Source organism: Alkaliphilus serpentinus (assembly GCF_009017255.1).
Lineage (GTDB): Bacteria > Bacillota > Clostridia > Peptostreptococcales > Natronincolaceae > Alkaliphilus_D > Alkaliphilus_D serpentinus.
Window position 1 is genome coordinate 1 of the sequence record NZ_WBZB01000082.1, and the last position, 4,482, is coordinate 4,482.

Sequence of the window (4,482 nt, forward strand, 5' to 3'; positions counted from 1 at the left end):
AAAACCGGAGTAATCAGCCATCCACGTGAAGGTGATATTGTACTCAATGACAAGTATGAGGCACTAGCAAACCATTACTTAACGGCCATTATGCCTGCCGGTGTGAAAAAGCCTAAACATAAGCCTTCAGCAGAAAGCACAGTAGGAAAAATCGCCACAGCCATCATAGCTAGACTTAGACACGATACTTACCATAGCCTTACAGATTTAAGAGGAGCGGTTAGGGAGAAACTGGACGACTTTAATGACGCACCTTTTCAAAAGCGCTCAGGTAGCAGAACACTTGTGTTTGAAGACTCTGAAAAGCCCTGCCTTAGAGCACTTCCAAATGTCCCCTTTGTCGTTGCCGACTGGGTCTATGGACATAAGGTAAACATCGATTGCCATGTAGCCTTTGAAACGAATAGGTACTCTGCCCCTTATCAGTACGTGGGTAAGACTGTAGATATTCGCGCGACTGATTTCATCGTTGAGATATTCTTTAACAAGGAAAGAATCTGTAGTCACAGTCGTTTGCCAAGCTATGCGAAATACCAATGGCAGACTGATGAATCACACATGCCTGACCATTTCCAGAACCCTAAATGGGACGATAAACGTATTGTTGACTGGGCCTCTTCAATCGGCCCCTGTACCAAAACAGTCATAGAAAGAATCTTTAACAGTGTAAAAATCAAAGAACAGGGTTTCAACTCTGCACTTTCTGTACTACGACTGAGTAAAAAACATACTAGTGAAAGACTTGAAATAGCTTGTGAACTGGCACTGGAAAAAGTTCACTCGCCGCGCTACCGTAGCTTAAACGCCATCTTATCCTCCAACCAAGATGAGGTCTACCAAGAGAGGAAACAGTCAAAGAACAAGGCTGAATCCAAAGTTCAAGGTTATGTAAGAGGGACGAACTACTATAGCGGAGGTGATTATTAATGTATTCTTTAAACGAAGAAACAAGACGGAAACTAAGGGAGTTAAACTTAAACGAGTTCATTGAAATCATCGACATCCAGGCAAAACATGCAGAGTTTGTCAACATGCCCTTCAATGATCGGCTACAACTAGCTATAGACCACGTTTACCAAGTCAAATATAACAGTAAAGTCAATAGGCTCATCAACTCCGCAAAATTCAGAATCACCAATGCTTCCGTCGCAGATGTGCACTATGTAGAAAGAGGTTTGGATAAGAGTTTGATCATGAGCTTATCAACTGCTCAGTTCATCGACAACAATATCAATATCATCTTTCATGGTTTCACCGGTTCTGGAAAAAGCTACTTGGCTTGCGCTTTGGGTAAGGAAGCTTGTTTAAGAGGTATTAGAACGCGCTACATCAGACTGCCTGATTTACTTATGCTTAGAGATGAAGCAGACTTGGAAAAGCAGGGTTTGTCAAAACTACTGAAGAAGTTTACCAACTATAAGCTACTCATCATCGATGAGTGGTTACTAGACGAACTGTCAGAAGAGGAACAGCATTTTATATTCGAACTCATTGAGAGAAGACATGATTCTACCTCTACTATATTCTGTACACAATTCAAAACCGAAGACTGGCACGACCGTCTGGGTGGCGGTGTGCATGCCGATGCCATGATGGATAGGATTGTTCACAACGCAGCGTGGGTTTATGCAGGTGACTTAAATATGAGGCAATTCTATTCAAAAACGAAAGCGATCTAACAAAGCGATGCTCAATGAGAAGATCAGTGATGCTCTAATACAGTATCACTGATGCTCTTACGAGCAACTTGGTGTTGCTATTGCCGTGAAATAATCAAACTTAGAGTACTTTCAATTTTCAGATGTGAAGATAATAGGTTACTGATTTAAATTAGGTATACTAGATTATAAATATAATTAAAAGTATGGTTAAATACTTGACTGTTACGTTGGGGAATAGTTTATGATAGAATTAGATTAATACAGAATAAGGGAGAACGGTATGAATGATATTAGAGTAGGTAAAGTTATAAAATTTGGAGATTATGATTGGCGTGTTTTGAAAGTGAAAGATGATAGGGTATTACTACTAACAGAACATATGATTGAACAACAACCATATCATAATTGCAAAGGTGAAGTAACATGGGCTCAATGTTCTTTAAGAAATTATCTTAATAGTGACTTTTACAATTGCTTCACCTTGAATGAGCAAGAAAGGATATTGCAAGTTTCTAACATAAATAGCAATAATCCGTGGTACGAATCAGAAGGTGGGGAGCAAACCTTAGATTATGTTTTTTTATTAAGTATTGAGGAGGTTGTCTGTAACTTCTTTGGCGATAGCAGTAAAAATCTTGTGAGCAGGAGTTCAAAACAACGTTACTGGTTTCAAAAAAAGGACGATAATAATAACAAGCGGATGGCTATATTGGATGGCCATAGTTGGTGGTGGTGGCTTCGATCACCAGGAAGAGATAATAAAAGAGCAGCGTATATTCATGGTGATGGAAATGTAGGCATTCAGGGAAATGGTACGTATAATTATAATAGTAAAAATGTGCATTGCATAACAGGTAAGAACTATGGTGGGGTTAGACCTGCACTATGGATAAAAAAATAAGTGAGTAAAGAGGAAAAATGGTAGAGACAAGGAAAGACATCGTAAAATTTATTAGAAATATAATTCCATCAGATATACCTGAAACATATCCTGTGATTGATATGTTTAATTCTATTGCTGATAGTGAAAAGATTCGTAAAGGCGTTCTTGCTTTCAGAGAGTTATTGTATATGATATGTGATAGATTGATGGATGAAGAGGAATTGTATCTAAGTTCTGTGAAAAAAAGCAGGGCGACATCATTCCATCCTAGTTTACCCGTGAGCTTTCCATTCCTTAACAATCTTAAAAGTATTCTTTATAACTTGGGATATCATGGTGAGATAGATAACAATAGCAACACGCTTATAGTTAATGATATTGGATTGATAACCTCAACTGTAGGTGTTGATGGAAGAAAAATGAAAGCGAAAATTTCTACACCCAAATTAATTGATGCCTTGAAATTTCTAGATTCAATTGGGTTTGAATTTGTAAATCTTAACTTAGATATTAAGCCATCAAGAATGGCAGAAATCAAATCTATTGAAATAAAGTATTCGATGAATGTAGATTTGTTTGTAGGAATAAAAGTTATGTCAGTTGCGCAAGAAAAACTATTTGCAAAAGGTAAGCACGACATTTTTTTAAGATGTGATTATCGAGAGATTATGGACCAAGTAATTGATAGTTATGATATTCTAAATGACTATTTAAAACCATTGGACGATAAGGTTCGGAATTTTGTACTAGCACTTCATAGAAGATATACTAATCAAAACTTAACATGTAAGGTGGATGTATTCTATTTAGGCGTTAGAGTTATCTATTCATATGGGAATAATGAAGTTTGGACATTTTCAGCATCACATAACTCAGGCTATCGAATTCTAATTAAGGCACAAAAGAAAAATATGTATCTTGATTTTATTGAATCTTTTCCAAAGGAGCTTAAAGAGGTAATTTCACGAGGATATGGGTGCAATAAGAAATTATTTGCGGAAGCTTGTCAGAAGGGATGTCACGGGTATAGTTTTTTGCTAGATGAGGCAATCCTTAAAATTGGGGGAAATATCCAAACATGGCTAGATATGGAAGTAGAATGTTTAAAGAATAAAGGAAAAATACTATCTACAAGTTCATAATAACCATTACAACCTAGCAACTAATAAAGTTGATAGAATCAACAATGAGAGAAGCCGAATATGAAGATACGGATGTTTTCATGATTGCAAAGCAAGTGTTTAACTTCAATAAGGTCCTATCAGATTTACAGAAACCGTTGCCAGTTTCTTCGCTGATTCCAATACCTAACACTATATTAACAAATCTATGATTATCGTCGAAATTACTTTGTAGAGCTGTATCACATATTTAAAGCATCTTAAAAGGAAATACAATATCTCACATTATGTATATCCCTACAAATTAAAATTTGATAGACAATTATTAGATGTATCTACCAATCAAAAGGACCGAAATATGAATCAAATTTACATTTAAAAAGCACTTTCAAGTTCAATCTGAAAGTGCTTTTTGGGATTAAACATTAAAGTACCTTCGGTACTCGTTTTGACTGATGCTTGTGATAATTTAGGGTATACCTGAGTGGTGTTAATCTTACTCTGGCCAAGAAAAATTCAAAGACAGCTCTTTCTCTGTCTTCGTTACAGGTTTCACGACAAACCTCGATGCCTATTACACTAAGTCCTTCTCTTACATTCTTGGTGTTCTTAGGATAATTTAGGAATTTGGCTGGATTGTGTTCAATCATGTTTTCCATTTCCATCCATTCCCAGAATGATTTTATTCAGGAAAAAATGCCGCATATTGAAGTCAGTGTGTTATTGTGACCTTTGTAGTGTAGAAAATCTCGTAGGTCATTGATAGTTATGTTCTTAGCAGGTTTATTTATATAGTGTTATTGACCGCCTGAACCAG

Annotated in this window: 5 protein-coding genes; 4 read left to right on the top strand and 1 reads right to left on the bottom strand. The window is 36.5% G+C overall.

Going from position 1 to position 4,482, the window contains the following annotated elements:
* The 4 genes from F8153_RS16305 to F8153_RS15850 all read left to right on the top strand — a co-directional run.
* A partial coding sequence (locus tag F8153_RS16305) for a Mu transposase domain-containing protein (RefSeq protein WP_408608766.1) occupies nt 1-927 on the top strand: 927 nt, incomplete at its 5' end.
* The gene (locus F8153_RS15840; protein WP_151867331.1) at nt 927-1,679 is read left to right on the top strand and encodes an ATP-binding protein; all 753 of its coding nucleotides are present in this window, start codon (nt 927-929) and stop codon (nt 1,677-1,679) included. The genes F8153_RS16305 and F8153_RS15840, both read left to right, overlap by 1 nt.
* A gap of 262 nt (nt 1,680-1,941) precedes the next feature.
* On the top strand, nt 1,942-2,562 hold the full coding sequence (locus F8153_RS15845) for a DUF6273 domain-containing protein (RefSeq protein WP_192929871.1): 621 nt from the start codon (nt 1,942-1,944) through the stop codon (nt 2,560-2,562).
* 17 nt (nt 2,563-2,579) lie between these two features.
* Nucleotides 2,580-3,686 (top strand): hypothetical protein, encoded by a 1,107-nt coding sequence (locus F8153_RS15850; RefSeq protein ID WP_151867332.1) that lies wholly within the window; start codon nt 2,580-2,582, stop codon nt 3,684-3,686.
* Nucleotides 3,687-4,090: 404 nt separating this feature from the next.
* On the opposite strand, the gene F8153_RS15855 is transcribed toward F8153_RS15850, so the two are convergent.
* Nucleotides 4,091-4,324 (bottom strand): hypothetical protein, encoded by a 234-nt coding sequence (locus F8153_RS15855; RefSeq protein ID WP_151867333.1) that lies wholly within the window; start codon nt 4,322-4,324, stop codon nt 4,091-4,093.
* Between the last annotated feature and the right edge of the window lie 158 nt (nt 4,325-4,482).

What these genes read in the sequence shown, in the direction of transcription:
- F8153_RS15855 (WP_151867333.1), bottom strand. Translation starts at nt 4,324, where the DNA reads ATGGAAAACATGATTGAACACAATCCAGCCAAATTCCTAAATTATCCT.
- F8153_RS15840 (WP_151867331.1), top strand. Translation starts at nt 927, where the DNA reads ATGTATTCTTTAAACGAAGAAACAAGACGGAAACTAAGGGAGTTAAAC.
- F8153_RS15850 (WP_151867332.1), top strand. Translation starts at nt 2,580, where the DNA reads ATGGTAGAGACAAGGAAAGACATCGTAAAATTTATTAGAAATATAATT.
- F8153_RS15845 (WP_192929871.1), top strand. Translation starts at nt 1,942, where the DNA reads ATGAATGATATTAGAGTAGGTAAAGTTATAAAATTTGGAGATTATGAT.